Below are 24503 nucleotides of genomic sequence, written 5' to 3'. Positions count from 1 at the left end.
TCGTCAGGAAGTTCGCATGACAGATTGACAAGACAATTGTAGCGCTCCACAATGTGAAGCAGGACACATCACGGTGAAACCATCGAGCATCCAAGGAGCTGGACATGCCGAGCCGCAAAGAGGCGGGGAACTCCGCCACCACACCCGACCTACCGCCGCTGACCGGAGGCCCGCACCGCCGCCGGCTCGGGCTGATCTCCACGATCGCCTGCTTGGGCGGCCTGCTCTTCGGGTATGACACCGGCGTCGCCAATGGCGCCGAGGGCCCCATGGCGCAGCAGCTGGGCCTCAACCTGCTGCAATTGGGCGTGGTCATCAGCTCGCTCGTCTTTGCCGCGGCCGTCGGCGCGCTGGTCTGCGGACGGCTGTCCGACGCGATCGGACGACGACGGACGATCCTGCTCCTCGCCGTGCTGTTCTTCGTCGGCACCGTGTTCGTCGTCGCCTCGCCCGGCGGCCCGGAACCCGGCACGCACACGACCGCCGGGTTCTCGATCCTGGTCGCCGGGCGCGTCCTGCTGGGGCTCGCCGTCGGAGGAGCCTCAACCGTGGTTCCCGTCTACCTGGCCGAGTTGGCGCCCTACGAAATCCGCGGTTCGATCACGGGCCGCAACGAGCTGGCCATCGTCAGCGGACAGTTGGCGGCGTTCGTGGTCAACGCGATCCTGGCCTCGCTCCTCGGCGGGCAGATGGATGGCGTCTGGCGGCTGATGTTCGCCGTCTGCGCGCTGCCGGCCGTTGCCCTGTTCATCGGCATGCTGCGCATGCCCGAGTCGCCGCGCTGGCTGGTGGAGAAGGGGCGCTATGAGGAGGCGGCGGCCGTCCTGCGCACCGTCCGCAACCCGGAGCGAGCCGATGCCGAACTGCGCGAGGTCGAGCGGCTGACCGCGGAAGAAGCCACGCAGGACGTCGCCGGCTGGCGCGCCATCGTGAGCAACAAGTGGCTCCTGCGGATCGTGCTCGTCGGCATCGGCGTGAGCATGACGCAGCAACTGACCGGCATCAACTCGATCATGTACTACGGCACCCGCGTGCTCGAGGAGTCCGGGATGAGCGCCCAGCAGGCGGTGCTGGCGAACATTGCCTTCGGCGTCGTCGCCGTGATCGGCGGACTCATCGCCCTGCGCAACATGGACCGCCTCGACCGGCGCAAGACCTTCCTGATCGGCCTCTCGTTGACCACGCTGTGCCACTGCCTCGTCGGCGTCGCCTCCATGGTCCTCCCGGCCGGGCACCCGCTGCGCCCGGTGGTCATCCTGATCCTCGTCGTCGCCTTCGTCTTCTCCATGCAGACGTTCCTCAACATCGCCGTGTGGGTGTGGCTCGCGGAGATCTTCCCGCTGCACATGCGCGGTCTGGGCATCGGTATTTCCGTGTTCTTCGGGTGGGCCACCAATGGCCTGCTGGCCCTGTACTTCCCATCGCTCGTCAGCGGGGTCGGCATCACCGGCTCCTTCTTCATCTTCGCCGCGATCGGCGCGGTGGCCCTGCTCTTCGTCTACACGCAGGTCCCCGAAACCCGCGGGCGCTCGCTGGAGGCCCTCGAAGAGGACGTCACCACCGGAGCCATCTATGTGGTGGCGCCCGAAGACGTCAAGTCCGTCCACTAAACTCTCCCCCCACCGCTAGGAGCACCCTCATGAACACCTCACCTGTGCGCTTTGGACTCATCGGCACCGGCCGCATCGGCCAAGTCCACGCCGCCACGATCGCCGCCAACCCCGATGCCGAGCTCACCGGCGTCGCCGACGTCATGGTGGACGCCGCGCGGGCGACGGCGCAGCGCTACGGTGGCCGGGCCACCGCGGACCCCGTCGAGTTGATCCGCAGCGGCGACGTCGACGCCGTCGTCATCGCCTCGCCTACGCCCACCCACGTGGACCTCATCGAGGCGGCGGTCGAGGCGTCGGTCCCCGTTTTGTGCGAGAAGCCGATTGATCTGGATCTGGCCCGCGTGGACGCCCTGTGGCCCCAGGTGCAGGCGGCCGGCGTCCCGGTGGCGCTCGGCTTCAACCGGCGCTTCGATCCGGCATTCGCGTCCGTGCAGGCCCGCGTGGCCGCCGGCGAAATCGGCGAGCTGGAGCAGTTGAGCATCGTCAGCCGGGACCCCTCGGCGCCGCCGGCGGAGTACGTGGGGGTCTCCGGTGGGATCTTCCGCGACATGAGCATTCACGATCTGGATATGGCCCGGTTCTTCCTGCCGGACATCGTGGAGGTCAGCGCCACGGGCTCGCAGATGTTCGACGCCGGGGCGCGCCAGCACGGGGACTTCGACACCGCCGTGATCACGTTGCGCGCCAGCTCCGGCGCCCTCGTGTCCATTACCAACTCCCGGCACAGCGCCGTGGGATACGACCAGCGCTTGGAGGCCTTCGGCGCCCGCGGGATGTTGCAGGTCGCCAACGCGCCGACCAGCCTGGTCTCCCTCTCCACCGCCTCCGTGGTGGAGGCCCGCCCGCCGTATCAGGAGTTCTTCCTGGAGCGCTACGCCGAGGCGTATGCGGCGGAGATCGCTGCCTTCATCTGTCGGGTACGCGGTGAGGAGTCGGCCAGCCCGAGCTATACCGACGGCCGGGCGGCCCTCCTCTTGGCCGACGCCGCTCAGCGATCGGCCAGGGAAGGAATCGCGGTGCCTGTGGACCTGCGCGCTGGCGTCGGCTCGGGGGTCTCATGAGCTACCGGCTCGCCGCCTGCGCGGAAATGCTCTTCCTGGATCGGCCCATCGTGGACCGGGTCCGCGCGCTCGACGAGCGCGGCTTCGAGGTGGAGATCTGGGACTGGAGCGGCAAGGACCTCCCGGCGCTCGCCGCCACGGGCGCCACGTTCTCCTCGATGACGGGATACCTGCGCGGGGATCTGATCACCGAACGCGGGCAGGCGGAGCTGATCGCGACGGCGCGGGACTCGCTCGCGGCGGCCGAGGTGCTGGACGTGCCGCGCCTGAACCTGCACGGCACCGGCCTCGGGCCCGACGGGCTACCGGTCACGCCGGGCGAGCGCGTCAGCGGCGGCGACTGGATCCGGGCCGCGGACACCCTGCGCCGCCTCGGCGACCTGGCCCTCGACGCCGGGCGCACGTTCATGCTGGAGAACCTCAACCGCGCCGTGGATCACCCGGGCACCCCCTTCGCCCGGGCCGCGGACACGCTGGAGCTGATCAGCGCCGTCGACCACCCCGGCGTGCGGCTCAACCTGGACCTCTATCACGCCCAAATTGGCGAGGGGAATCTGCTGAGCCTCGTGGATCGGGCGCTGCCGTGGGTCGGCGAGTTTCAAATCGCGGACGTCCCCGGGCGCTGCGAGCCCGGCACGGGCGAAATCAGGTACCCGGCCATCGCCGCGGCCCTGGCCCGCCACGGCTACACCGGGGTGATCGGGCTGGAAGGCTTCGCCAGCGGGGACCCCGAGCAGGCCTTGGAGGCGTTCCGGGAGGCCTTCGCCTAGCGCCGGCCCGGCGCCGCCGTCGTGCGCCGTTGAATGAGACGCGGGGCGAGCCGGACGGAGACCGGTTCGCGGGCCGGATCGGCCAATCGGCTGAGCAGGGCGGCGGCCACCTCGGCGCCGATCTCGCTGTTCAGGCTGTCCACGGTGGTCAGTTGCAGCAGGTGCGTGGCCGCGAGTGGGGAGGCGTCGTAGCCCACCACGGAGAGCTCGCCCGGCACCTGCAGATCGCGCTCGCGGGCCGCGGCGAGCGCGCCCATGGCCATGGAGTCATTGCCCGCCAGGATCGCCGTGGTGTTCGGAAACCGCGTCAGTAGCTCCTGCGTGCCGCGGTAGCCGGTCTCCTCAGTGGTCGCCGAGCCCGGCGCGATGACCAGCGCCTCGAGCCCCGCCGCGCGCATGGCCTGCTCGTAGCCCTCGCGCCGCTGCTGCGATGCGCCGCCGCCACCGGTGAGGTGGCCAATGCGCCGGTGCCCCAGGCTCAGCAGGTGTTCCGTGGCCTGCCGGGCGCCCGCCCGGTCGTCGCTGGCGACGACGTCGGCCCCCGGGATCTTCATCGCGCGATTGCCCGCGACCACCACGGGCATGTTCGCCGGGATACGCATGGACTCGGTGGGTTCGGTGGCCAGCACGAGGGCCTCGACCCGGGTGCTGAGGAAGCCGTCCAAGGGATCGGAGGCGATGTGCGCATTGAGCGTGCGGTCAGAGACCGCGATGCGTAGGCCCGCCGCGCTGAGGCCATCCTGCAGCCCGCGCAGGAGTTCAACGAACCACAGGTTGGTGTAATCGTCGATGACGACGCCGACCGTCCGGCTGGATCCGCCGGCCAGGGAGGCCGCGGCGTGGCTGGGCCGGTAGTTCAGCTGCTCGATGGCCTCCAGCACCGCTTGCCGGCGCGCCGGCGAGACGTTGGGCGAGTTGCGCAGGACCAACGACACCAAGGACTTGGACACGCCGGCGGTGCGGGCGACGTCGTAAATCGTGGCGCGTTTGGGCTCAGTCATGGGTCTCGTCTTCTCCGGCTGGGGTGCGGCGCACCGGCTGCTGGTCCGCTACTCGGCCAGCGCGGTCTCGCAGGCCTCGGCGGCACGGTCAATCGCGGCCTGCGGGGCCGCATCGCCGGCGTCGGCCAGCTCGCGCAGCGGGGACAGCAGGTCCGCCGGGACCCCCGCGGCCTCGGCGGGCTCCAACAGGGACGTCAGGACGGCGACGTCGTCCGCGTTCAGCGTTCCGTCCGTGATGGGAGCGCAGGCGCGGGTGAGGGCCTCCCGCTTGGCGGCGTCGGTGAGCGTGGAGGCGGCGGAATTCGCGGCGTCTTCGGCGGCCTGCTGCACCTGCGCGCACGCGGTCAGGCTGAGGGCGGCGGCAGCGGTGAGGGCCAGGGCAGTCAATCGGCGCATATCTCAAGGATACTGGGGGTTGCTGTGCCGGCCGGATGCCGGCGAGTAGGGCAAGATGGTTCGGTGATGAATTCCAGCCCCGCACCGACCGACCAGCACGCCGCCACACCGCAGACCGCGTCCAGCCCTGCCGAGCTGACGGACCGCCTGGCGCGCCTCATCGCCGCCGAGCTGGGCGTCAAACCCTGGCAGGTCAGCGCCGCGATCGAGCTGCTGGATGGCGGCTCCACCGTCCCGTTCGTCGCCCGCTACCGCAAGGAAGTCACCGGAACGCTGGATGACACCCAGCTGCGTACACTCGAGGAACGGTTGCATTATCTGCGGGAACTGGAGGACCGCCGCGCCACCGTGACGGCCTCCATCAGCGAACAGGGCAAGCTCACCGATCAGCTCGGCGCAGCGCTCGCCGCGGCCACCACCAAAACCGAGCTCGAGGACCTCTACGCGCCCTACAAGACCAAGCGGCGCACCCGCGCGCAGATCGCCCGCGAAGCCGGGCTGGAACCGCTCGCCGACGCGCTGCTCGCCGACCCCACAGTGGACCCGCTCACGACGGCGGAAGCGTACGTCCGCGCGGACGTGGAAGGGGACACGGCGGTCCCCACGGCGGACGACGCCCTGACGGGCGCGCGGGCGATCGTGATCGAGCGCGCCGGCCAAGACGTCGAGCTGGTGGGCGCGCTTCGCGAGCGGCTGTGGCGCGGCGGTGTCATCCGCTCCGCGGCCGCGGCATCCGGCGAGGCGGCGGCGAAGTTTGCCGACTACGCCGACTTCGCCGAGCCCGTGGCCAAGCTGCCCGGCCACCGCGTGCTGGCCTTGCTGCGCGGCGAGCGGGAGGGTGCGCTGACGCTGACGCTCGGCGAGGCGGACCCGGGGGACAAGGACGCGCTCGCAGAGGCGCGGGCGGGGTATGAAGCCGCTGTCGCGCACGCCATCGGGGCGAACGCGCCCGCCGGTTCGCCGGCGGCGGACTGGCAGCGGCGGACCGTGCGGCTCGCCTGGAAGTCCCGCCTGCTCACGCGCCTCGAGACGGACGTGCGTTCGCGCCTGTTCGATGCGGCGGAGGAGCAGGCGATCGGCGTCTTCGCCGCGAACCTGCGGGACGTGCTGCTGGCCGCGCCGGCCGGGAACCGTGCCGTGCTGGGGCTGGACCCGGGCCTGCGCACGGGCGTGAAGGTCGCCGTCGTCAACGGGACCGGCCGCGTGGTGGACACCGCCACCATCTACCCGCACGCCGCCGGCAAGTCCTCCAGCGCGTGGGAGAGCTCGCTGGCCACCTTGGAGGAGCTCGCCGCCAAGCACGGCACCACGCTGATCGCCATCGGCAACGGCACCGCCAGCCGGGAGACGGACCGGCTGGCCGCGGACCTGCTGGCGCGCCTGGCCACCAACCCGGCCTACGCGGCGGCGACCGACGGCGGGCCGAAGCCGGCCAAGGTCATCACCTCCGAGGCCGGGGCCTCCGTGTACTCGGCGTCCGCGCTGGCTGCGGCCGAGCTGCCGGACCTCGACGTCTCGCTGCGCGGTGCCGTGTCCATCGCCCGCCGGCTGCAGGACCCGCTGGCGGAGCTGGTGAAGATCGAGCCGAAGTCGATCGGCGTTGGCCAGTACCAGCACGACCTGACGGCCACGAAGCTGGACCGCGCGCTCGACGCCGTCGTCGAAGACGCGGTGAACGCCGTCGGCGTGGACGTCAACACGGCCTCACCCGCGTTGCTCTCCCGCGTGGCCGGCGTCGGCCCGACCCTCGGCAAGAACATCGTGGCCCACCGCGACGCCAACGGGGCGTTCCGCTCCCGGGCCGCACTGAAGAAGGTGCCGCGCCTCGGCGACAAGGCGTTCGAACAATGCGCCGGGTTCCTCCGTGTGACGGGCTCCCATCCGCTGGACGCCTCCGCCGTGCACCCGGAGGCTTACGGCCTCGCCGAGCGCATCCTCGCCGCGGCCGGCCTCACCCGGAACGACGTCGGCCCGGGTGCCGCCGCCGTCGCCCGCCTCGACCCGGCGCAGTTCGTCGACGACACGTTCGGCCTGCCCACCGTCCGCGACGTCATGGCGGAGCTGACCCGCCCCGGCCGGGACCCGCGCGGCGAGTTCGTCACGGCCGCGCTCGCCGACGGCGTCGAAACCATCAACGACCTCACGCCCGGCATGATCCTCGAGGGCACGGTCTCCAACGTGGCGGCGTTCGGCGCATTCGTGGACCTCGGCGTCCACCAGGACGGGTTGGTCCACGTTTCCGCGATGAGCGAGCGCTTTGTGTCCGATCCGCGGGAGGTGGTGACCTCCGGCCAGGTGGTCAAGGTCAAGGTCCTCGAGGTGGACACGTCCCGCAAGCGAATTGCACTCTCCCTGCGCCTCGACGATCCGTTGCCCGGCGACGCAGCCCCAGCCCAGGGGCACCAGAAGGACGCCGGCGCCTCCGGTGGCGGGCGGGGCCGCGGTGGCCAGCGTGGTGGCCGTGGGCGTGGTGGTCAGCAGGGCGGCGGCCAGAAGGGTCGTGGCTCGCAGGGCGGGCAGCGCCGCGGCGGTCAGCAGAACACCAAGCAGAGCTCGGGCGCGGACACCGCGATGGCCGAAGCCCTCCGCCAGGCGGGCCTCGGCTAGAGCGTCGCCAGGGGCTCGCCCGGCGAACGGCTCAGTCGCGGGGCGGCCGCGGCGGCTTGGCCGGTGCGAGGGCGAGGTCGGCGAGGGCTAGCCCCGCGCCCTCGTAGAGGTTGAAGACGCGCTCCACGCCCTCGGCCTTGAGGTGCTCCACCTGATCCTGATGCTGGGCCATGGCCGTGATCCGTCCCGTAAATCCGGCCTCGCGGAGCTGGTCGAGGGCGAACGTATTGGAGTCATGGATCGGCATGGCGAGCAGGACCGTTTGGACGAACCCGCCCGAGCACAGCCGATGCCAGAACTCGAGGTCCGTCGCGTCGCCTTCCATGACCTTGAAGCCGCGTTCGCGCAGGCGCTGCACCACCGCGTGATCGTTGTCGATGCCCAGCACGCGGAGCCGGGAATCGTGGTGAATTCTCTCGTACGCACTGCGTCCAACCCGGCCCATACCGAGGATGACGACGTCGGCGTCCGACGTATCGATCGGGCGGTCCTCCGGGCGGAGCCGCGCGACGTTTTGTTCCTTGAGCCGCGCGGCGATCTTGCTGGGCAGGTGGTGGGCCCGGTCATTCAGCAGTGAGGACCCGACCATGCTCAGGGCCACCGCGACGGCGATGAGGGTCAGCAGGTCTTCGGTCATCAGGCCGGCCGAGACGCCGACGGCGGCCACGATGATGGAGAACTCGGAGAAGTTGCTGAGCACCAGTGCCTTGCGGGCGGCGGTGCGGTTGCGTAGTCCGAACAGGCGACCCAAGAGGAGGAAGCCGATCACCTTGAACGGCAGGATCGCGGTGCACAACACCACGGCCAGAGCCACATCGCCCCACGTCGGCGTATCGCCCAGTCCGATGGTCAGGAAGAAGCCCACGAGGAAGAGCTCCTTGACGCTGAAGAGGGATTTGGCCAGTTCCGTGGACCGCGGATGGGAGGCGAACAGCATGCCGATGGCCAGCGCGCCCAAGTCGCCCTTGATGCCGACGGCATCGAAGAGGAAGTAACCCGGTCCGAGGGCCATGGCCACCCCGAAGAGGACGAGGAGTTCGCCGTGTCCTACCCGGTCCAGCACCTTGCGCAGCAGCCACATGGCGGGCAGGAGCAGGAACAGCGCCACGGCCCACGGGCTGGGCATGGTGCCATTGGATGCCGTGATGAAGACGACGGCGGCGATGTCCTGGACCACCAAGATGGCGATCGCCGTTTGTCCGTAGAACGAGCCGTCGTCCGAGCGCTCCTCGAGGACCTTAACGGCCAGCACCGTGGACGAGAAGGAGAGCGCGAAGCCGATGAGCGCGAGCGACTGCCAATCGTCTCCCAAGACGACGAAACCGAGCACCCCCAGCAGGCCGACGACCCCCATGCCGAGCAGCGTGGTCAGGGCCATATGCACGGTGGCCGTGCCGTAGGCCTCCGGCCGCAGCAGGGAGCGGATATTGAACTTCAGGCCGATGGTGAACAACAGCAGGGTCACGCCGATGTCCGCCAGTGACTGCAGCCCGTCAAACGGTTGAACGCCGAGGCCACCGAGGAGGAACCCGGCCCCGAGGAAGCCCACGAGCGGGGGAACGCGGCACAGCATGGCCAGCCAGCCCAAACCGGCGGCCGTGAGCAGCGTGACGGCGATGTCTTGCACGAGTGTCACCGATCCTTCAGTTCCGTCCCAGGAGCGCCGCGCGCGCCCCGCGGGGGACGACGTGGTCTGTGCCCCACTCTATGCGGTGGGCCGTTCGAGCTTTGGTGAGCCTGCCATAAAAGGAAAAGGAAACGTCTCCATGAACATTTGGGGCCACCGTGGGTCAGTGAGGCCAAACTGCGGTGACAAGGTAAAACAACGGGTCTACTTTAGGACCATGGAACTGACAGGAAAGCTTGAAACCGCATTCAACGAACAGGTGACGCTGGAGCTGGAGGCCTCTGTGGTGTACCGGCAGCTGGCGATTGCCATGGACGCCAAGGACCTGCCCGGCATTGCCGGCTGGTTCCGCGCGCAGTCGGACGAGGAGATCGTCCACGCCGAGAAGTTCATCGCCCATATGTCCGATCGCTCGGCGCAGGCGCAGATCGGCGACATCGCCGCGCCGAAGGTCACCGCGAACACGGTCCTCGAAGCCTTCGAGGCATCGCTGGCGCACGAGGAAAAGGTCTCCGAATCCATCCGCGGCCTCTACCGCTTGGCGCACGAGGTGGGGGACATCGACTCGGTGCCGCTGCTGCACTGGTTCATCGACGAGCAGCTGGAAGAGGAAGCGAGCGTGGGGGAGATCATCGGCCGCGTCAAGCTGATCGGCGAGGACGGCAACGGCCTGCTCCGCCTCGACGCCGAGCTCGGCTCGCGTGACGGAGCGGATCAGTAGGTCGCCCAGACCGAACCGCTGAGGGCCGCCGCGCTAGAGGTTGAAGTTCTTCTTGAGCTTCTCCATCTCGCGGCGGTCCTTTTTTGTGGGCCGGCCCGTGCCGCGATCCCGTACCGGCACCTGCGGGACCACCTCCCGTGGCCGGGCGGGCGTGTGATCGATGTAGCAGGTGTGGGCCACGGGCGCCCCGACTCGCTTGGCGAGGGTGCGGGTGACCTCGAGAATGCGGTCAAACCCGTGCTGGCGGACCCGGATCGTGTCCCCGGGGACCACGGGTTGGGAGGCCTTGACCGGGTCACCGTTGCGCCGGATGTGGCCAGCCCGGCAGGCCGCGGTGGCGGCCGACCGCGTCTTGTAGAGGCGCACGGCCCACAGCCATGCGTCGATTCGAACCTGCTCGCTCATGGCGCACCATTCTAGTGGTGCGCGGCACATGACGAGCCACGAAATATGGGATACCAAAATGGTGTGATCGGTGCTACGTTGACGGGACACTTCACTGCCCCGAGAACAAGGACACCCCTATGTGCACCCATGATCACGACGCCCTGCCCGCCCCCGACGCCGCGCTGGCCCGCCGCAGTGTGATCGCCGGAGCCGCGGCGCTCGCCGGGATCGGACTCCTGCCCGCCTCGGCCGCCGCCGCTGACTCGCGCTCGCGCGCGCCCGAATCGGCGCATTACAAGGGCCAGCCGCAGTCCCCGGCTCCGATGATCATTGAGGGCGGCACGTTGGTGGACCCGGACACCGGGGACGCGGTCGAAGACGCCGTCGTCGTGCTGGTGGACGGGCGCGTGGCCGCGGCCGGGGACCGCCAGTCCACCCGCCGGGCCGTGGCCTCCGTTGCTGACCGCGCCACCGTGGTGGACGCCACCGGCCGGTTTGTCCTGCCGGGGCTCGTGGACGCACACGTGCACGCCAACGCTCTGGAGGATGCCCGGCTGATCCTGTCCCACGGCGCCACCACGGTGCGCAGCGGCTCCTCGAGCTTCTATCAGGACGTGGCGCTGGCGGCCCTCCCGCGGTGGGCGCCCGGGCTCTCCCCGCGGATGCACGCGGCCGGTCTCTTCGTCTCCCCGGAACTGGGCGACTCGGTGTTGGCGGACCCCGCGCTGGCCCCGCTGGCCGCGTTGTCCGACGGCGTGCGCGAGGCCTCGGACCTGGCCTACCTGACCCGGAACAACGTCAAGCGCGGGGCCACGGTCATCAAGACTCGGGCCAACCCGCGGGCCGGACTGGCGGAACAGGACCCGCTGGAACTGGTCTACGGGCAGGAGCAGATCTCCGCGATCGTCGCCGCGTCCAAGAAGGCCGGCGTCCTCTGCCACGCCTACAGCGCCGAGGGCATCGACGGCGCCGTGCGCGCTGGCGTGCGCAGCATTGAGCACGGCGTCTTTGTCAGCGAGGCCACGCTGGCTGAGATGGCCAAGCGCGGAACCGCCTTCACGCCGACCCTGTCCGGCATCGCCTCGATGGCCGACTCCACCGATCCGGTGCTCGCCGAACGCGGTCGCGAATACACCCCGGTGCTGCAGGAGGCGATCCGCGCCGCGGCGGAGGCCGGCGTCACCGTGGTGGCCGGAACCGATTCCTTCGGCACGGACGTCACCCCGATCGGCACGGAGGCCCGCTGGCTGGCCGAGGCGGGGCTCAGCCCGCTGCAGGCCCTGCGCTCGGTGACGACGGCGCCCGCACGGCTGCTGGGAGTGGAGCGGAGCGTCGGGCGGCTCGTGCGTGGGGCCCAGGCCGACGTCGTGCTCCTGGACCGGGACCCGTTGGCCGATGCCGCGGCCCTCGAGGCGGTCTCGGCGGTCGTTGCCCAGGGCGTGCTGGTGCGCGAGGCGGCCTAACCGGCGGTGTGGGCCCCAGCGGCGGGGCCCACAGCCGCTAGCGGGCGGCGAGGGCGCAGGCCTGCGCGGCCGTGTCCTCAATGAGGGCTGGGGCGCGCTCGAGCAGTTCGGCCAGCGGGGCCGCCCCGGGAGCGATGGAGAACGCGGCCGTCAGGCCCGCGGCGCGGACCTCCGCCGCGGTGAGCTTCACCGTGCCGGCAACGACGACGACGGCGGCGCCCTGCGGTGCGCGGGTGCGGACCGCGTCCACCACCTTGCCGCCGAGCGACTGCGCATCGAGCGCCCCCTCGCCCGTGAGCACCAGGTCGGCGCCGGCCAGCGCGGCGTCGAGCCCCACCGCCTCGGCGACCAGCTGGGCGCCCGGAACGGTGTCGGCACCGAGCAGGCCCACCAGGCTGACGGGGATCCCGCCCGCGGCTCCGAACCCGGCGGCCCCGCGGAGGGCCTCCTCAGTGGAGGGCGCCGCCGCGTGCCGCTCGGGGTGGTCCGCGATAACGCCGGCCAGATGCGCCAGCCCGGCGTCCAGCAGCGCCACCTCCGGCTCGGTGGCACCCTTTTGCGGGCCAAACACGGCGGCGGCTCCGCGCTCGCCGGTCAGGGGGTTGTCCACGTCCACGGCGATCCGCCAGCGCGCGCGGCGGGCGGCCGGCAGGAGGTCCGTCAGGTCGATGCCCCGCACGGTGCCGAGGCGGCGGCCGCCGAACCCCGCCGCATCCTCGTGCGGCGCGTCCTCGTACTCAATGCGCGCGCCGAGGGCCGCCAGAAGGCCGAGCCCGCCGTCCGTGGTGGCGGAACCGCCGATGCACAGCAGGATTTCCGTGGCGCCCGCCTCCAGCGCGCGGCGGGCGATGAGCCCGACGCCATGGGTGTCGGCGTCGAGCGGGCGCAGGGGGACGTCGGAGACGGTCGGCAGGCCGTTGCCCTCGGCCGCCTCGATGATGGCCGTCCGGCCATCGGCGGACAGGCCGTACCGGGCGGTGCGCGGTCGGCGGAGCGCGTCGACGGTCTCGACGGTGCTGGCTTCCTGGCCCCACGCGGCCAGCAGCGCGTCCAGCGTGCCCTCGCCGCCGTCGGCAAAGGGGATCTGGAGGATCTCGGCCGCCGGCGCTACCTGAGCGGCGCCGGCGGCCAACGCGGCCGCGACCTGTTGCGCCGAGGCGGAACCCTTGAAGGAGTCCGGGACACACACGATTTTCTTCAGCTTCATCACGTCAACCTCTGGGGTGGGGGAGTGCGGTGGGCCGGGCGGCTAGGCCACGGTGGCGGTGCGGAGGGTGGCCGCGGCGAGCACCTCCGGGTCCGGGGCAAACCCGAGGCCCGGGGCCTCGGGCAGGACGACGTCGGCGCTGGCCGCGTCGTGGTGCGCGGCGTGCAGCGGGTGGAGCCGGCGCGGCCACGAGAGGAAGGGGACCTCCAGCTCGGGGTGGGCGGTGCCGTCGGCCGCCCGTTGGCGCGGCGCGGCGGCGATCAGCTGCGCCGTGGCGACGAGCGCGGGCCCGTAGTAGAAGTTGTGCGGCACCACGGCCACGCCGAGGCGAGCGCCCGCCGCATAGACCTCCAGCATGTCCGTGATGCCGCCGATCTTTCCCACGCTCGGCTGGGCCACGGCGACGGCCCCGGCGGCCATCTGATCGATCAGCCCCTGCGCCCCGGAGGCGTTCTCGCCGGCCGCCACGTAGCCGTGCCGGGCGTTGAGCGCGGCCAGGGCGCCGGCGTCGTCGGGCGGGAAAATGGGCTCCTCGAGCCAGTGCAGGTCCAGGTCCGTGAACGCGTCCGCCGCCCGGTGGGCGCCCTCTAGGTCCCAGTGGCAGTTGACGTCCACCATGAGCGGGTGGCCGCCAGCGGCCTGACGGGCGGCGGCGATGGCCTCGCGCGTGGATTCATGCAGCTTAAAGGCCGCGAAGCCTGCAGCGGCCGCGCGGCGAACGTGGAAGTCGACCTCGACGGGGTCTTCCCCGTAGTGGACCAGCGATGCGTAGGAGCTGATGGCCTCGCGCACCGGGTGATCCGGACCGCCCGTGCCGAGGTGCTCGGCGAGCAGGTGCCGCAGGGGCTGGCCGGCGCGCTGGGCGGCGAGGTCCCAGAGCGCGGTATCGATCGCGGAGAGCGCGTAGTGCACGGGGCCGGTGCGGCCGAAGGCGTGAAAGGCGTACTCCGCGTCGTGCCGGACGGCCACCGGATCGGCGGCACGGCCCACGAAGAAGGGGGCGACGACGTCCTGCAGCGCCGCCCAGGTGGCGGGGTTGGTTTTGTGGCCGAAGGCCTCGCCCCAGCCGGTGAGGCCGTCGCTGGTGTGGACGGAGACGAGGAGGGATTGCATCTCCGTAAAGGTTCTTGATGATGCGTTGTAGGTATCAATTGACTCGTTTGCGTCCGCCGCGGTATCGCGTCGGCCGGCGTCGAACGGGAGGGAGATGAGGGTGAGCTCGATCCTCGTAACCGTGCTCTGAGTTGCAGTGATAGCCATGAAGCCCTCCGAATGTGATGCACGCCTCCCGGCCACACCCGCATTGTGATACGTTTCAATCCATTCCTTCTCAGCGAGGTGCGCATCACCAGGTGGTGTGGTTGACCTCACAGGTGAAATTAGCCTACCTTGAGTAGAGACAAGTTGGAAAGCGCATTCCCGATGGTGTAGCGATGACGCACCGCTCGGGCCCGAGACGAGGAGCCAGCCATGCTGTTCCACACAACCCGCCGGCGATGCACCGCTGGCACGATGAAGGGGGCGAAGCCATGAGCGTCGCCGCTGAATTCCAGAACCTTTCAAAGGTGAAGGGCGGCAAGCGTCCGTATAAGGACAACAAGGCCGGCCACCTGTTCCTGCTGCCGTGGACCATCGGGCTCTTCGCCATCACCATCGGTCCGATGGCGATGTCCCTGTACCTCTCCTTCACGGACTACAACCTGCTGCAGGCCCCCGAGTGGATCGGGTTCGACAACATCGTGCGGATGTTCTCCGATGACCGCCTGCACAACTCGCTGGTCGTCACCATGACGTACGTGCTGGTCGGCGTTCCGCTGCAGCTGATCGTCGCGCTGTTCATCGCGCTGATCCTCGACCGGGGCATGCGCGGCCTGGCGTTCTACCGCTCGGTGTTCTACCTGCCGTCCATGCTCGGTTCCTCCGTGGCCATCGCCGTGCTGTGGAAGCAGCTCTTCGGCACCACCGGCCTCGTGAACCAGGTGTTGGCGATGTTCGGCATCGAGGGCATGGGCTGGATCTCCAACCCGGACACGGCGCTGAGCACGCTGATCCTGCTGCACATCTGGACGTTCGGCTCGCCGATGGTGATCTTCCTTGCCGGCCTGCGCCAGATCCCGCACATGTACTACGAGGCCGCGTCGATCGACGGCGCCACCAAGGTCCGCCAGTTCTTCTCCATCACGCTGCCGCTGCTGAGCCCGATCATCTTCTTCAACCTCGTGCTGCAGATCATCGGAGCCTTCCAGAACTTCACGCAGGCGTTCATCGTCTCTAACGGCACGGGTGGTCCGGCGGACTCGACGATGTTCTTCACGCTGTACCTCTACCAGCAGGGTTTCAAGAACTTCGACATGGGCTACGCGTCAGCGATGGCCTGGCTGCTGGTGCTCATTGTTGGCGCCTTCACGGCCATCAACTTCATTGCCTCCAAGTATTGGGTGTTCTACGATGACTGATTCAGCAACCACCATGACGGCGCAGCCCACCGAGCAAAAGCCGGAGAAGCGCCACGCGGCTCCCAAGAAGCCGGCTCCCGCCAACACGTATAAGCCGGGTCCGCGGGCCATCGCCCGCTCCGTGATCAAGCACGTCATTCTGGTGGCGGCCGCGCTGATCATGATCTACCCGTTGCTGTGGATGCTGGTCAGCTCGCTGCGGCCCACGGACGTGATCTTCCGCGAGCCGGGCCTGTTCTTGACCACCTTCGAATGGTCCAACTACTCCGAGGGTTGGAACGCCCTGTCCCACCCGTTCAGTCACTTCCTGATGAACTCGGCCGTGGTGGTCCTCGGCTGTATCCTCGGCAATCTGATCTCCTGCTCGATGGCCGCCTATGCGTTCGCCCGGCTGGACTTCAAGTTCAAGAAGATCATGTTCGGCCTCATGCTGATGACCATCATGCTGCCGATCCACGTGATCATCGTGCCGCAGTACATCATGTTCTCTCAGGTCGGCTGGGTGAACACGTTCCTGCCGATCATCGTGCCGAAGCTCCTGGCCACGGACGCGTTCTTCATCTTCCTCATGGTGCAGTTCATTCGCGGCATCCCGAAGGACATGGATGAGGCCGCCCGCATCGATGGCGCCGGCCACGCCCGCATCTTCCTGCAGGTCATCCTGCCGCTTATGGTCCCGGCCCTGGCGACGACGGCGATCTTCACGTTCATCTGGACGTGGAGCGACTTCTTCACCTCGCTGATCTACCTGACGGACCCGGAGATGTACACGGTCCCGGTCGCCCTGCGCGCGTTCATCGACGCCACCGGCGAATCCAACTGGGGTGCCCTGTTCGCCATGTCGATCGTCACCCTGCTGCCCGTGTTCATCGCGTTCCTGATCGGCCAGAAGTTCCTGGTCAAGGGCATCGCGACCACCGGCATCAAGTAAACGCAACACGCATCAAACGAGGACGACGGCGGGGTGCGCCGCACACACGCGGCGCGCGCCGTCGTCGTCCTCAGGTCAGAACGCCCGCCCCGGCGGGCCTCGAGCAGCATCCATCACTTCAGGAGTCACGTCCCGTGAGCGAATCCCCGCGCACCCGCTACGTCATCATCGGCACCGGCAACCGGTGCGAAATGTACATCAACGCGATCCTCGGCGATCACGCCGACGTCGCCGAGCTGGTGGCCCTAGCCGACTCCAATCCCGGCCGGGCTGCCTACTACCAGGACGTGATCGAGCAAACGTTCGGCGCGCAGGTGGAGGCCTTCGACCCCCAGGCGCTGACGGACTTCATTCAGACGGAGAAGATCGACCGCGTCATCATTACCAGCCCGGACTTCACGCACGCCGACCTGGTGTGCGAGGCGCTCGAGGCCGGCGCCGACGTCGTGGTGGAGAAGCCCCTCACCGTCAACGCGGCCGCCTCCGCCCGCATCGCGCAGACCGTGGCGGCCACCGGCCGGCAGGTGATCGTCACCTTTAACTACCGGTACTCGCCGCGCAACACCGCGCTCAAGGCCGCCATTGCGGACGGACTCATCGGCGAGGTGACCTCGATCGACTTCTCGTGGGTCCTAGATACCGTGCACGGCGCGGACTACTTCCGCCGCTGGCACCGCATCAAGGAGAACTCCGGCGGCCTGCTGGTGCACAAGTCCTCCCACCACTTCGACCTCGTCAACTGGTGGCTCGCTGACGTCCCCCGGCGCGTCTATGCCTCGGGTGGTTTGAAGTTCTACGGCGCCGAGAACGCGGAAAAGCGCGGCGTGGCCGTGCACGAACGCGGCACGCGCGAGGACAGCGCCGCGGACCCCTTCGCCTTGGACCTGCGCACCGATGAGCGGCTCGAATCTCTCTACCTGAAGAACGAGGACCACGACGGCTACCGGCGCGACCAGGACGTGTTCGCCCCCGGCATCACCATCGAGGACAACCTTTCCTTGACCGTGGACTACGCGCGCGGGCCGGTCCTGAACTATTCCCTCAATGCGCACAGCCCGTGGGAGGGGTATCGCGTGGCCGTCAACGGCACCGAGGGGCGGCTGGAGCTCGACGTCGTCGAACGCGCCGCCGTGCTGCCCGCCGAGGGCGGCTCGCCCGTGGACCCGTCCGTCACGGAGGACAGTCAGGATAATGCCCTGCGCGCCGCGGGGGAGCGGCTGGTGCTACAGCGGCATTGGGAAGAAGCCCGGGAGCTAGAAATCATCAACGGGGAGGGCGCCCATGGCGGTGGCGACAAGCTCCTGCTGGCGGACATCTTCCGTGGCGTGGGCGAAGACCCCTACCAGCGCCCCGCCGGGCTCGTCGACGGCATCCAGGCGATCGCCGTCGGCATCTGCGGCAATGAATCCCTGGCCCGCGGTCAAGTGGTCCACGTGGCAGATGTGCCGCTGGGCCTTGATGACGCGGCGCACGCGGCTCAGGGGAGCTAGCCCATGGCGAGCGTCCTCATTACAGGCGGGTCCGGGCGGCTGGGCCGCAGCGTCGTCGAGGGGTTTGTGGCCGCCGGTCATCGCGTGGTGAGCGTGGACCGGCAAACCCCCGCGGATCCCGTGACGGGAGCGGACTATGCCGAGGTTGATTTGTTGGATGCCGCGGCGACGCGCCAGCTGTTCGCCGAGCGGGCTCCCGAGGCCGTGGTCTCCCTCGCCGCGATCGCCGTGCCCTTCAGCGCCCCGGAAGACGTCATTCTCACCACGAACTCCGCGATTGCGCACAACGTGACCGACGCCGCGGTGGAAGCCGGCGCGCGGAAGGTGATTGTCGCCTCCAGCCCATCCATCATGGGCTACGGCTCACCCGCCGGTTGGGTCCCTCCGCGGTTGCCGCTCGACGAGGACGTCACGCCGCGGCCCTGGCATGCCTACGGGCTCTCGAAGCACGTGGCCGAGCAGGTGGCGGCGATGTTCGCGGCCAAGCACGGACCCGGCGACGGGGAGCGAGGCGTGAAGTTCGCGTCCTTCCGCCCGTGCTACGTCATCGCGCCGGAGGAGTGGCAGGGCGCCCCCACCCAGCAGGGCCACACGGTGACGGAGCGGCTGGATGACCCGGCCCTCTCCGCGCCGGCCCTGTTCAATTACGTGGACGCGCGGGACGTCACGGATTTTCTGCTGCTCCTCCTGGAACGCATGCACGTGATCGAGAACGGCGACGTCTTCTTCGTTGGTGCTGCCGACGCCATGGCCCGCCGTCCGCTGCGCGAGGTCATTCCGGAGATCTATCCGGAACTGGCGCATCTGGCTGAGGGCCTCACAGGCTCCGCCCCGGCGTTCAGCATCGACAAGGCTCGGCGCGTACTCGGCTGGGAGCCGAAGCGCAGCTGGCGCACCGAGCTGGCCGGCTAAACGCTGCGAGCTGACTAACTGGACGCACCGAGCTGGCCGCCTTGCCGTACCGGCCAGCCCACTTTCGGCCTGCCCGGCGCGGTCCGAGTTCGCAAAACCCCTTGTCAGCGGGATGCGGCTCGGCCCCGCCGCCGGGAGAGTGGGCTGGCCGGTACTTGTGCCGCACGCCGTCGCGGTTACTCGCAGGTAACGCACACCTACTGCACGGGTGATGCTCAGACTGCATACAAGAAACCCTTGACCGTCTATGTGATCCACATTACGTTCATCGTTGGAAAGCGCAATCCATTTCCCGTCCCCAACCCAGGAAGAGCGCGACTCAATGATGAATCGTTTCACCAAACCCCTGCGGCTCAGCCTCGCCGTGGTCACCGCCTCCGCGGTGGTTGCCGGCGCGGCCGGCCCCGCGTTAGCCAGCCCCCTGGGGCTGAGTACCACCACGGCCGGCGCTGCGGACTTCGCCTTCGACTTCGGCACCGCCAGCAGCGCCGTCGCCGAGGGCTACACAGCCATCGACCACACCAACACGTACTCGGCCGAGGCCGGCTTTGGCATTCTGGACAACCCCGGGCTTGCCTCGCGGGACCGGTCCTCAGACGCTGACCCGCTGGGCGGAGACTTCGTCCTCGGCGCCGAGTGGACGTTCGCCGTGGACTTGCCGGACGGGCAATACGACGTCGAGGTCTTTGCTGGCGATCCGCTGGCCGGAACCAGCAGTGTCCGCACCACCATCGCTCTCGAAGGGGCGGAGGCGGGCCACGTGCGCCCGGACCCGGAAACCGTAGCCAGCGAGGTGTTCAGCACCGCCGTCACCGATGGCCAGCTCACGATTGACGTCACCGGCTCCGGCAACGGCTACGTCAACGGCATCTCCATCACCCGCACGGGCGACGTCGGTACCGTCCCCACCGATCCGGAGCCCACCGATCCGCCAGCCAGCTCCGGCGTGGCCCCCGAGTCCTTGCGCACAGCGCACGTTGCCGAGGGGTCGGTGACCATGCGCTGGGACGAGGTGCCGGAGGCCACCGGGTACCTGCTGACCCACTCCACCGAGCTCAACGGCGAGTACACCGAGGTGGCCCGGACCGGAGCCCGGGAAGTGTTTGCCACGCACGCCGATGCGGATACGGCCGCGGTGAACTACTACCGCGTGCACGCGCTGACTGAGTCCGGCACGTCGGGTCCCTCCGCGTCCGCCGTTGCGCTCCTGACGGGGGACGCACCCGCCCTTCCCGCGTCCGGGACCCTTCGCCTCGATTTCGGTCCCGGGGCTGTCGCCGGCGAGTACCAGCAGGTCACGGCGGAAACGCAGTACGACGCCGCCACTCGCCTCGGCTTCGTGGATCCGGCCGCCGTCGCCGGCACGGACCGCGGCGGCGACGACGCGGTCCGCGCGGACTTTGTGACTGTTGGGGACACCGAGTTCGTCGCAGACCTGCCGAACGGCGACTACACGGTCGGCGTCATCGCCGGCGACGCCGAGGGCCCGACGGACCTAGCCATCACCGCCGAGCAGATGGACAAGGTTGCCGCGGTACAGAAGAACGCGGGCGAATTTCATGAAATGGAGTTCGACCTCGCCCTCGTCGACGGGCAGCTGAACCTCGAGTTCACCGGAGATGCGGCGAATATCTCCGCGCTGACGCTGACGCGCCACCCGGACCGCGAGGCCGCGGCGCAGCCGACGGCGTTCGTGACGGGCGATTCCACCGTGCAGACGTACACGGACGACTACGCACCGCAGGCCGGTTGGGGGCAGATGCTGCAGCGCTACGTGTCGGACGACGTCGCGGTGGACAATCACGCGATCGGCGGGCGCTCGTCGAAGAACTTCATCAGCCAGGGCCGCCTCGACACGGTCCTGCGGCAGATCCGGCCGGGTGACTACCTGTTCGTTCAGTTCGGCCACAATGACAATTCTTACGGGGTCGACGACCGCTTCGCCGCTCCCGCCGATTACCGCAATTACCTGCGGACCTTCGTCGAGGGGGCCCAGCAGCGCGGCGCCACGCCGATCCTCGTCACCCCGGTCTCACGCCGTTCCTTCGATGAGTCGACGGGCGAGTTCAACGTCTCCTTCCCCGACTATGTGCGCCACGCGAGCGAGCTGGCCGCAGAAACCGGTACCCCGCTCGTTGATCTGTCCGCCTCGAGCCGCGCCTACCTCAACGAGATCGGCCCCGAGGAAGCCAAGTCCGTCTTCCTGTGGGTTCCGGCCGGCGTGTACCCAAACCGCCCCAACGGCACGGAGGATGACACGCACTTCCAGGAGTACGGCGCCATTCAAATGGCGCGCCTCGTGGCCCAGGACGTGGCCGAATTGGAGATCCCGTTGGCGGACGAGGTGCACGACGTCGAACCGCCGGCGGACGTGCCGGCCGCACCGGCCGGCGTCGTCACCTCGGACGTCTCCGCCTCCGGCGCGACGCTGACGTGGACTGAGGTGGAGGGCGCGGACATGTACCGCGTGTACGGCCGGGAAGCCGGAGCCGAGGAGGACCGGCTGCTGGCCACCGCCACCCTGCCGATGGCCCACGTCGTGGGGCTTGAGGAGGGAACTGACTACCAACTGCACGTGGTGGCCGTGAACGGACGGGGCCCGTCCGACGCCTCTGCCACCGTGGAGGTCACCACGAAGGCGCCGTTGCACAAGTTTGACCTGCAGCTGGAGGGCCACGTGACCCAGGAAGGGTACACGGCCCTGGATAACACCACCGCGTATACCGAGGAGCTCGGCTACGGGTTCACGGATGGAATGCCGGACGGACGGGACCGCGGGACGAACTTCGACCCAGCGCCTAATGACCTGCAGCGGGACTTCGTGCTGCCGAGCGGCGACACGCCGATCGCCGTCGACCTCCCCAATGGCAGCTACGCCGTCGAGGTGACGTGGGGCGACATGATCGGTACGGCGCGTCTGGGCGTCAGCCTCGAGGGCCAGGACTTCGGGACCTCGAACGCCGGCCGTGGCACCACCACCAGTAAGGTCTTGCAGCCCGTGATCGTCGAGGACGGCCAGCTCACCGTGGAGGCCTCCGGGTGGCTCAACGGTCTGGAGATCACGCCGCTGATGTACACGCCGGCGGGCCTGACCGCCGGGGAGGTCGTCATCGACGGCTCCAGCGTGAGCGTGCCGCTGACCTGGCAGGGGACCCAAGACGCTGCGGCCTATCGGGTCTACCGGCAGGCCCAAGGCGCCGCCGAGCCAGAACAACTGACGGAAACGGAAGCGACCGAGTTCGCGGATACCACCGCGGACGTCGGCGTCGAGTACACCTACACCGTGGTGGCCGTCAGCGCGGCCGGCGCGGAATCGGTCGCCTCCAACGCGGTGGACGTGGTGACCATCGACGAGTCCGTGCCCACCGCCCCCGTCCCGACCCAACTCCGTGTTGGCGAGATCGGCAAGAACTCCGTGGAGCTGACGTGGGACGGCTCGGAGGAGGCGCTCTTCTATCACGTCTATCGCGCCGAACCGGGTGGCGAACCCGCGCTCGTGGGCCGCGCGGACACCGCCAGCTACACCGATACCGACGTCCTGACGACCGTCGAATACACCTACACGGTGGCCGCGGTGAACGCTGGCGGTGCGTCCGAGCCGTCCGAGCCCGCCGTCTCCGAGGCCGTCACGCAGCTGGAGCGCCAGGCGGAACGCTTGGATCGATCCCCGGTGGCCGTCGACACGGGCGACGGTGTGTTCCTCGGATGGCGGCTCCTCGGCAGCGATGACCAAGAGACCGCGTTCCACGTGTACCGCGATGGCGAGCGCGTCACCGACGAGCCGATCACTGCGAGCACCAACTGGGTCGACGAGAACGGAACGGCCGCGTCGACCTACCGGCTGAGCACCGCCGTCGCACCCGCCGAGCAGCCCGGCGGCAAGGGCCGCGGCAAGGGCCGGCCGGCCGCGGCTGGCGAGATCGAGCACTGGGCCAGCGTCGAGTTCGGGGTCCAGCAAGCGCAGACGCTGGACATCGACCTGAACACACCGGAAGACGCCTACTCCAAGGACGGGCAGCCGTACTCCTACCGCGCCAACGACGTCTCGGTCGGCGACGTGGACGGGGACGGCGCGTACGAATACATCGTCAAGTGGGATCCGACCAACTCGCAGGACAACTCCCGCGAGGGCTACACCGGCAATGTTTATCTGGACGCCTACGAGCTCGATGGCACTCAGCTGTGGCGGATTGACCTCGGCCACAACATCCGTGCCGGTGCCCACTACACGCAGTTCCAGGTGTTCGATTACGACGGCGATTCCCGCGCCGAGGTGATGATGAAGACTGCCGATGGAACGGTGGACGGTGAGGGCACGGTAATCGGGGAGGCCCGCGCCGACTACCGCAACTCCGCGGGGCGCGTGCTGACCGGCCCCGAGTACTTGACGGTCTTCGACGGCGCCACGGGTGCCGCGATCGACACGATCGACTACGTGCCGGCTCGCGGTGACGTGGGTTCATGGGGCGACGGCTACGGCAACCGGGTGGACCGGTTCCTGGCTGGCACCGCCTACCTCAACGGGGAGACGCCGAGCGCGTTGTTCGCCCGCGGTTACTACACCCGCACCGTGGTGGCCGCCTTCGACTTTGATGGCGAGCAGCTGAGCCAGCGTTGGGTGTTTGACTCGGACGTGGACGGGAAGGAGTTCGCCGGTCAGGGCAACCACTCGCTGTCCATCAACGACGTGGATGGGGACCAGAAGGACGAAATCGTCTATGGCTCCCTGACGTTGGACGACGACGGCACGGTGGCCTACAACACCGGGCTCGGCCACGGTGACGCTCAGCACGTCTCCGATTTCGACCCGAGCCGCCCGGGGCTGGAGGTCTTCTCCGCTCACGAGGACATCGGCGCTTCCGGCCAGCGCGGGGCCACCCTGCGCGACGCGGCCACGGGCGAGATCCTGTGGGACATCCCCGCCGAGGTGGATACCGGACGTGCGGCGATGGGGGACATCGACCCCCGCTACGACGGCGCGGAGGGCTGGGCCGTCGGCGGAGACGCGGCGTGGAACTCGCCCGTGGGCCAGTTGACGTCCGCCTCCGGCGAGCTGATTGCGGAGAACATTCCGGCGGCGAATTTCCTGACCTTCTGGGATGGGGACCTCCTACGTGAGATCGGCGATCATGAGTACGACGCTGACCAGGGGGCGGGCGTGCCGACCATCTCTAAGTGGAACTGGGAGACCGAGTCCGCCGAGGAGCTCTACCGTGCGGAGGGCACCCTGAGCAACAACGGCACGAAGGGCAACTTCTCCCTGCAGGCTGACCTCATGGGGGATTGGCGCGAGGAAATCGTCACCCGCACCGAGGATTCTTCGGCACTGCGGATTGCGACGACCGTCATCCCGACTGAGGAGCGTTTCTACACGCTGATGTCTGACTCGCAGTACCGCCTAGCGGTGGCGTGGCAGAATACCGGTTACAACCAGCCGCCACACACCTCGTACTTCATCGGCGAGGGCATGAGCGCCCCGGACGCCCCGTCGCTGGCGTATACGGCCGAGGCGCCGGCGCCCGAGCGCGTGCCCGGGCCGGCAGCGGACGTTCCTGGCGCGGTGAGTTTCGCGATCGATGATGCGGAGGTGGACAAGCTGCGCGTGGAGGCGAGCATCGCCGAGGGAGAGAACAACGCCCACACCTTCCACCTTGTGGTGGACGGCGACACGGTGGCCTCCGCCGCAGTGGTGGACGAGACCGGGCGCGAGCAGGAGGTGAAACTGCAGTGGGACCAGGCGACCGCCGGCCGCCACACGGTGCAGGTCATCGCCGAGAATCAGCACGGGCAGACGGCCTCTGAGCAGCGGGAGGTGACCATCCGCTAGCGGAGCCCGGAACGCGTGAGGGTCCGGCCACGTG

The 24503-nt window shown here is 69.2% G+C and carries 17 protein-coding genes and 1 pseudogene; 12 read left to right on the top strand and 6 right to left on the bottom strand.

The genetic code is table 11. The features are described from left to right. Positions 1 to 104: 104 nt before the first annotated feature. The 3 genes from IW252_RS05560 to IW252_RS05550 are packed head-to-tail and all read left to right on the top strand — an operon-like array spanning position 105 to position 3444. Entirely contained in the window at positions 105 to 1610 is a 1506-nt protein-coding gene (locus tag IW252_RS05560) for a sugar porter family MFS transporter (protein WP_196835650.1), read from the top strand. Between the two features lie 29 nt (positions 1611 to 1639). Next, complete coding sequence (gene iolG, locus IW252_RS05555; RefSeq protein ID WP_196835649.1) at positions 1640 to 2674, top strand: inositol 2-dehydrogenase; 1035 nt, start codon at positions 1640 to 1642, stop codon at positions 2672 to 2674. Then, entirely contained in the window at positions 2671 to 3444 is a 774-nt protein-coding gene (locus tag IW252_RS05550; protein ID WP_231365917.1) for a TIM barrel protein, read from the top strand. The genes iolG and IW252_RS05550 overlap by 4 nt, the downstream gene beginning before the upstream one ends. Here the strand turns inward: IW252_RS05550 and IW252_RS05545 are convergent. Together IW252_RS05545 and IW252_RS05540 are read right to left on the bottom strand one after the other, a co-directional pair. Further along, complete coding sequence (locus IW252_RS05545) at positions 3441 to 4445, bottom strand: LacI family DNA-binding transcriptional regulator (protein ID WP_196835648.1); 1005 nt, start codon at positions 4443 to 4445, stop codon at positions 3441 to 3443. The genes IW252_RS05550 and IW252_RS05545 overlap by 4 nt on opposite strands. A gap of 48 nt (positions 4446 to 4493) precedes the next feature. Beyond that, positions 4494 to 4841 carry a hypothetical protein gene (locus tag IW252_RS05540; protein ID WP_196835647.1) on the bottom strand — a complete coding sequence of 116 codons (348 nt, stop codon included), beginning with the start codon at positions 4839 to 4841 and terminating at the stop codon, positions 4494 to 4496. A gap of 66 nt (positions 4842 to 4907) precedes the next feature. On the opposite strand from IW252_RS05540, the gene IW252_RS05535 reads away from it, so the two are divergent. After that, positions 4908 to 7448, top strand: coding sequence for a Tex family protein (locus IW252_RS05535; protein WP_196837129.1), 2541 nt, complete (start codon positions 4908 to 4910; stop codon positions 7446 to 7448). 31 nt (positions 7449 to 7479) lie between these two features. Here the strand turns inward: IW252_RS05535 and IW252_RS05530 are convergent, their stop codons facing one another. Then, a complete protein-coding gene (locus IW252_RS05530; protein ID WP_331271455.1) occupies positions 7480 to 9084 on the bottom strand; it encodes a cation:proton antiporter family protein in 1605 nt (534 codons plus the stop codon). Positions 9085 to 9292: 208 nt separating this feature from the next. Here IW252_RS05530 and IW252_RS05525 point away from each other — a divergent pair, with 208 nt between their 5' ends. After that, positions 9293 to 9796: a ferritin gene (locus tag IW252_RS05525; protein ID WP_196835646.1), complete on the top strand. Its 504-nt coding sequence runs from the start codon at positions 9293 to 9295 to the stop codon at positions 9794 to 9796. Positions 9797 to 9829: 33 nt separating this feature from the next. Here the strand turns inward: IW252_RS05525 and IW252_RS05520 are convergent, their stop codons facing one another. Further along, the gene (locus tag IW252_RS05520; RefSeq protein ID WP_196835645.1) at positions 9830 to 10201 is read right to left on the bottom strand and encodes an RNA-binding S4 domain-containing protein; all 372 of its coding nucleotides are present in this window, start codon (positions 10199 to 10201) and stop codon (positions 9830 to 9832) included. A 119-nt stretch (positions 10202 to 10320) separates the two neighbouring features. Here IW252_RS05520 and IW252_RS05515 point away from each other — a divergent pair, with 119 nt between their 5' ends. Beyond that, positions 10321 to 11646 carry an amidohydrolase family protein gene (locus IW252_RS05515; RefSeq protein ID WP_196835644.1) on the top strand — a complete coding sequence of 442 codons (1326 nt, stop codon included), beginning with the start codon at positions 10321 to 10323 and terminating at the stop codon, positions 11644 to 11646. A gap of 37 nt (positions 11647 to 11683) precedes the next feature. On the opposite strand, the gene IW252_RS05510 is transcribed toward IW252_RS05515, so the two are convergent. Beyond that, entirely contained in the window at positions 11684 to 12853 is a 1170-nt protein-coding gene (locus IW252_RS05510; protein ID WP_196835643.1) for a glycerate kinase, read from the bottom strand. Between the two features lie 42 nt (positions 12854 to 12895). Beyond that, entirely contained in the window at positions 12896 to 14113 is a 1218-nt protein-coding gene (locus tag IW252_RS05505) for a mandelate racemase/muconate lactonizing enzyme family protein (RefSeq protein WP_196835642.1), read from the bottom strand. Positions 14114 to 14382: 269 nt separating this feature from the next. Between IW252_RS05505 and IW252_RS05500 the strand changes: the two genes are divergently transcribed. The 6 genes and pseudogenes from IW252_RS05500 (at position 14383) to IW252_RS13790 (ending at position 24469) form a co-directional block, all read left to right on the top strand. Then, on the top strand, positions 14383 to 15309 hold the full coding sequence (locus IW252_RS05500; protein WP_196835641.1) for a carbohydrate ABC transporter permease: 927 nt from the start codon (positions 14383 to 14385) through the stop codon (positions 15307 to 15309). A 13-nt stretch (positions 15310 to 15322) separates the two neighbouring features. After that, a complete protein-coding gene (locus IW252_RS05495) occupies positions 15323 to 16240 on the top strand; it encodes a carbohydrate ABC transporter permease (RefSeq protein WP_408065782.1) in 918 nt (305 codons plus the stop codon). 134 nt (positions 16241 to 16374) lie between these two features. After that, positions 16375 to 17730, top strand: a complete 1356-nt coding sequence (locus tag IW252_RS05490) for a Gfo/Idh/MocA family protein (RefSeq protein WP_331271454.1) — start codon at positions 16375 to 16377, stop codon at positions 17728 to 17730. Between the two features lie 3 nt (positions 17731 to 17733). Further along, positions 17734 to 18642 carry an NAD-dependent epimerase/dehydratase family protein gene (locus IW252_RS05485; protein WP_196835639.1) on the top strand — a complete coding sequence of 303 codons (909 nt, stop codon included), beginning with the start codon at positions 17734 to 17736 and terminating at the stop codon, positions 18640 to 18642. 322 nt (positions 18643 to 18964) lie between these two features. Next, positions 18965 to 21259 (top strand): annotated as a pseudogene (locus IW252_RS13795) (GDSL-type esterase/lipase family protein); the annotation flags it as partial. A 138-nt stretch (positions 21260 to 21397) separates the two neighbouring features. Next, the gene (locus IW252_RS13790; RefSeq protein WP_456243198.1) at positions 21398 to 24469 is read left to right on the top strand and encodes a rhamnogalacturonan lyase family protein; all 3072 of its coding nucleotides are present in this window, start codon (positions 21398 to 21400) and stop codon (positions 24467 to 24469) included. The last annotated feature ends 34 nt before the right edge of the window (positions 24470 to 24503 follow it).

This window comes from Zhihengliuella flava, from assembly GCF_015751895.1.
Lineage (GTDB): Bacteria > Actinomycetota > Actinomycetes > Actinomycetales > Micrococcaceae > Zhihengliuella > Zhihengliuella flava.
This window is presented reverse-complemented; position numbering and strand designations above follow the sequence as displayed.

Bases quoted from the DNA above. Each gene is read 5' to 3' on its own strand.
- IW252_RS05495 (WP_408065782.1), top strand. From the start codon at position 15,323: ATGACGGCGCAGCCCACCGAGCAAAAGCCGGAGAAGCGCCACGCGGCT.
- IW252_RS05545 (WP_196835648.1), bottom strand. From the start codon at position 4,445: ATGACTGAGCCCAAACGCGCCACGATTTACGACGTCGCCCGCACCGCC.
- IW252_RS05485 (WP_196835639.1), top strand. From the start codon at position 17,734: ATGGCGAGCGTCCTCATTACAGGCGGGTCCGGGCGGCTGGGCCGCAGC.
- IW252_RS05540 (WP_196835647.1), bottom strand. From the start codon at position 4,841: ATGCGCCGATTGACTGCCCTGGCCCTCACCGCTGCCGCCGCCCTCAGC.
- IW252_RS05560 (WP_196835650.1), top strand. From the start codon at position 105: ATGCCGAGCCGCAAAGAGGCGGGGAACTCCGCCACCACACCCGACCTA.
- IW252_RS05520 (WP_196835645.1), bottom strand. From the start codon at position 10,201: ATGAGCGAGCAGGTTCGAATCGACGCATGGCTGTGGGCCGTGCGCCTC.
- IW252_RS05525 (WP_196835646.1), top strand. From the start codon at position 9,293: ATGGAACTGACAGGAAAGCTTGAAACCGCATTCAACGAACAGGTGACG.
- IW252_RS13790 (WP_456243198.1), top strand. From the start codon at position 21,398: ATGCCGGACGGACGGGACCGCGGGACGAACTTCGACCCAGCGCCTAAT.
- IW252_RS05505 (WP_196835642.1), bottom strand. From the start codon at position 14,113: ATGGCTATCACTGCAACTCAGAGCACGGTTACGAGGATCGAGCTCACC.
- IW252_RS05535 (WP_196837129.1), top strand. From the start codon at position 4,908: ATGAATTCCAGCCCCGCACCGACCGACCAGCACGCCGCCACACCGCAG.
- IW252_RS05510 (WP_196835643.1), bottom strand. From the start codon at position 12,853: ATGAAGCTGAAGAAAATCGTGTGTGTCCCGGACTCCTTCAAGGGTTCC.
- IW252_RS05500 (WP_196835641.1), top strand. From the start codon at position 14,383: ATGAGCGTCGCCGCTGAATTCCAGAACCTTTCAAAGGTGAAGGGCGGC.
- IW252_RS05550 (WP_231365917.1), top strand. From the start codon at position 2,671: ATGAGCTACCGGCTCGCCGCCTGCGCGGAAATGCTCTTCCTGGATCGG.
- IW252_RS05515 (WP_196835644.1), top strand. From the start codon at position 10,321: ATGTGCACCCATGATCACGACGCCCTGCCCGCCCCCGACGCCGCGCTG.
- iolG (WP_196835649.1), top strand. From the start codon at position 1,640: ATGAACACCTCACCTGTGCGCTTTGGACTCATCGGCACCGGCCGCATC.